This is a genomic window from Leptospira idonii (genome assembly GCF_004770995.1).
GTDB lineage: Bacteria > Spirochaetota > Leptospiria > Leptospirales > Leptospiraceae > Leptospira_A > Leptospira_A idonii.
In genome coordinates, this window is record NZ_RQHW01000072.1 from 1 (window position 1) to 3,148 (window position 3,148).

Consider the following 3,148-nt stretch of genomic DNA (forward strand, 5'->3'; position numbering starts at 1 on the left):
TGAAATTGTTTTGTCTTTCTTTATCTTCCATGCTTATCCTAAATATGTATTAATAAATTTTATATAACGAACTAGACTTACCGAAATGAAATACGGCCTTTCGCACGAGTTCCACAGAGAAGCGGTAAGCCGTAATTATGGATCGAGGGTTTTTCACTCGAGAGAAAGAATTAATTTAATCGACTCAATTAATTTCGGTTGAATATTTATTCTTTCCCCCTTGGTGGTGAAAGTAATCAAATCTTCTAATATTGCCTGGTATGCCAGCTCATTTTTGTTATGCAATAGATATCGAGCAATATCATTATCTCTATCAGAATGATTAATAGTTTTAGTGAGATTTTGTTCTTTCTGAAGTTGCTTTATAAATTCCTTCAATATTCTTGGTCTTAATAATAATTTTTCTAGTTTTCTTATTTCATCTGATCCATGTTTAATATAGTATGAGAATATCCATTTTAGCTGTGTATCGCTAGTGAACTCTATATTTATACTGTTGATTTTTTGCTTTCTTAAATTTATTTTTCTTTTTTCTATTTTTTCGTTTATTGTTGTTATAATATAAATGATTAGTGCGATTATTATTATACCGATGATGAAATAAGATATAGTTCTAATAATTTGTATTCCTGCCGATCCCGCAAATGTTCTATATAGTAAGTTTGTTTCGTCGCTGGGTTTCGTATCATCCGTAGTTTGTAATTTTTTTATACCTGCAATTTTTCCAATAATTTTTACTTCTGGTTTTTTTGCACTTGAATCATGAAGAATAACAAGATCTAATGAGATAAAATCATTTCTCTCGAAGATTGCCTTTGGTAAGGAGACAAACCCATTTCTTTGGAGCTTAATATTGTTGAGCGTATCTTTTAGATAGCTTGAATTTGCCGTTACATTTCTAATCTGAATTATTTTTGAAGGAAGTTCTACTTGGAGCCCAAAATCCTTTTTCGAGTCGTAAAAATTTTCAAGTAAATCGTTCTCGCCGTCATTAATGATAAATATTTTTACTATTCTGAGATTGAGTTTTTCTTTTTTCAGATCTCGGTTATTTAAAAGTATTGATAGACCATCAATTGGTTCCTTTATATCTAATACGTTAAAATCTGCTTTGATTTTAAAGCTTAAATTTGATTTTTTATCATAAAAAAATGTATATGCGCCAAAAATTCCAAATATTAAAGAAAATACTATTCCTAATATTCCTATTGGTATTTTCTTTTCTGCGTTTAATAGTCCTTCAATAAAGCTCATTTATTTTTCCTATATTATTTATCCTGATGGCGCAAAACTATTAATCACCGAATTTCTTTTATGCTTACGATTTCCGCCCTTCTGTATATATTTCGGGTAATTCCATACACCGAGCAAATTTAATCTGAAACCACTTCACGGCTATTTGGTGTTATCGTAAAAATTGCGCAAGATATTATTGCATAACAGTTGTGAAGTTGCCCCAATAGGAGAACCCCGCATCGAGCTGTGTAAAATTGATTTAGAAAAGAACAAAGTTCCTCAATACCCCAATCCCTCCATTACATAAATCAAATTTTATCCCAATTGGGATAAATAGGCTGTATCTTGCCTTGGATAAAGAGAAATCTCATACTTTGACCTTAGAAGTCCTCTAAACTAAGGTAATATTAGAAACTCAAACCTCAATCTTCTCCAAATTCCTCATTTTCTGCATACCGATCTCAATAAGATCACCCCTCAAATCCTCTCTTCTATTTTTATTTTGAGCTAGCTCCCTAAGCACAAAATCCCAATCAGATCCCCGTTGATTCCTACCCTTATCTGATAATCGATTTCCGCTTAATTTTGCAGAGAGTCTCTTGAGATTTTTATTCATCGAATCTGAATTAGGGATTTTGTAATTTGCCGAGCGATGGAATTTCATAATTACCTTTCCGATTAAAGAATGCGTGAAAGCTCGAAGTTCTCTTTCATCTGATTTATTACCTAAATCTTCATTCAGCCTCTCAAGGATTCTAAATTCTGCCTCTTCCCAAGGACGATTAATAGACATGGTATATTCTAAATAATAAGATAACTGATTGATTCGATCTGACCAGGGATCAAAGGTTTCAATTTTGTGTTCATAATTCAGATAATCACAACAGAGCTGGAAAGATTCTTTCCAAGTGATCTTATTTTTCTTAATTGGTGTTAGGAAATAAGCTTCCCCTCGCCTCTTTAAATTTCTTAAAATACGATTGAGAAGAACAGAATTATAAGGATTATTTGGATTTCTTTTTCTTGTTCTCATACGTTTTAATAATGTCTTTCGCTATCTCATAAATCTCATCTACCGTATGAAATCGTTTCAGCTCCCTAACTGAATTTATAATGATAGTGACATTAGATGGATCATGTGCACCTCCCATTTTTAGAGGTAGAATGTATTCACATTCTATATTCTGGGGAGTGATTTGCCTCCCTGTCAGAGAGCATTTGTTATCTTGCTTCTTAAGTAATCCTCGTAAGTGATCAGGAGTAAATTTTGTCTTCTTTTTGTTAGTTTCCATATTTTTTCCTTCTACCAATATGCTTTTTTAGTTTAATCTGAATTGTCTTTTTCATAATTCTTTCCCGCCGCTTACCAACTCCTGTTCGAGCAACTGTGTAAAGAATATAATGCAGATTCTGCTGCTTTTTATAAACCCGATAGATAAATCGAAATCTTCCCCTAGTTTTTGATAAGTTCACCAAACCAACACTAGCCCAAGTTTGAATAATAAATAATACTTCCGATTTCGAATATCCTAAAATCCTACAGATCTCTTCAATATCAGTCCATTTCTTATACTGAAGCTCAACCCACAATTTCCTAGCCTGAAAGTTTGTTTTCAGCTCCTTTACTCTTCTAAAATAGTTTGAACGCTCAAAAGTAGAATGAGTCCAAAAGCTATTATTCTCCTGAATAGCAGTTTGCAGTTCCTTGCTAAGTTTTTCGAAATGATCAGGATTAATCTGATTGATGAGCCTAGTTCGATTCTCTCCCTCTCTTTCCTCTAAGGTTAAAGCTTTATATTCAAAATTCTCAAATATTCTTGATTTTATCTGCGAAAAGCTCTTATCACCTTCCCCCCTCGCTCCAAAAATCAATTTCTGCAAACCTTCTGCATAGCGAACATTACCTAGAAAA

4 protein-coding genes are annotated in these 3,148 nt (G+C 32.7%); all 4 read right to left on the minus strand.

Annotated features, from left to right (window positions below; genetic code table 11):
• Positions 1-153: 153 nt before the first annotated feature.
• Positions 154-1,254: a hypothetical protein gene (locus tag EHS15_RS17075; protein ID WP_135761807.1), complete on the minus strand. Its 1,101-nt coding sequence runs from the start codon at positions 1,252-1,254 to the stop codon at positions 154-156.
• Positions 1,255-1,651: 397 nt separating this feature from the next.
• The gene (locus EHS15_RS17080; protein ID WP_135761808.1) at positions 1,652-2,269 is read right to left on the minus strand and encodes a hypothetical protein; all 618 of its coding nucleotides are present in this window, start codon (positions 2,267-2,269) and stop codon (positions 1,652-1,654) included.
• A complete protein-coding gene (locus EHS15_RS19160) occupies positions 2,241-2,528 on the minus strand; it encodes a hypothetical protein (protein ID WP_167884275.1) in 288 nt (95 codons plus the stop codon). Before EHS15_RS19160 ends, EHS15_RS17080 begins: the two co-directional genes overlap by 29 nt.
• Positions 2,518-3,148, minus strand: a 631-nt coding sequence (locus EHS15_RS19165; RefSeq protein WP_167884276.1) for a hypothetical protein, incomplete at its 5' end; no start/stop codon positions are given. The genes EHS15_RS19165 and EHS15_RS19160, both read right to left, overlap by 11 nt.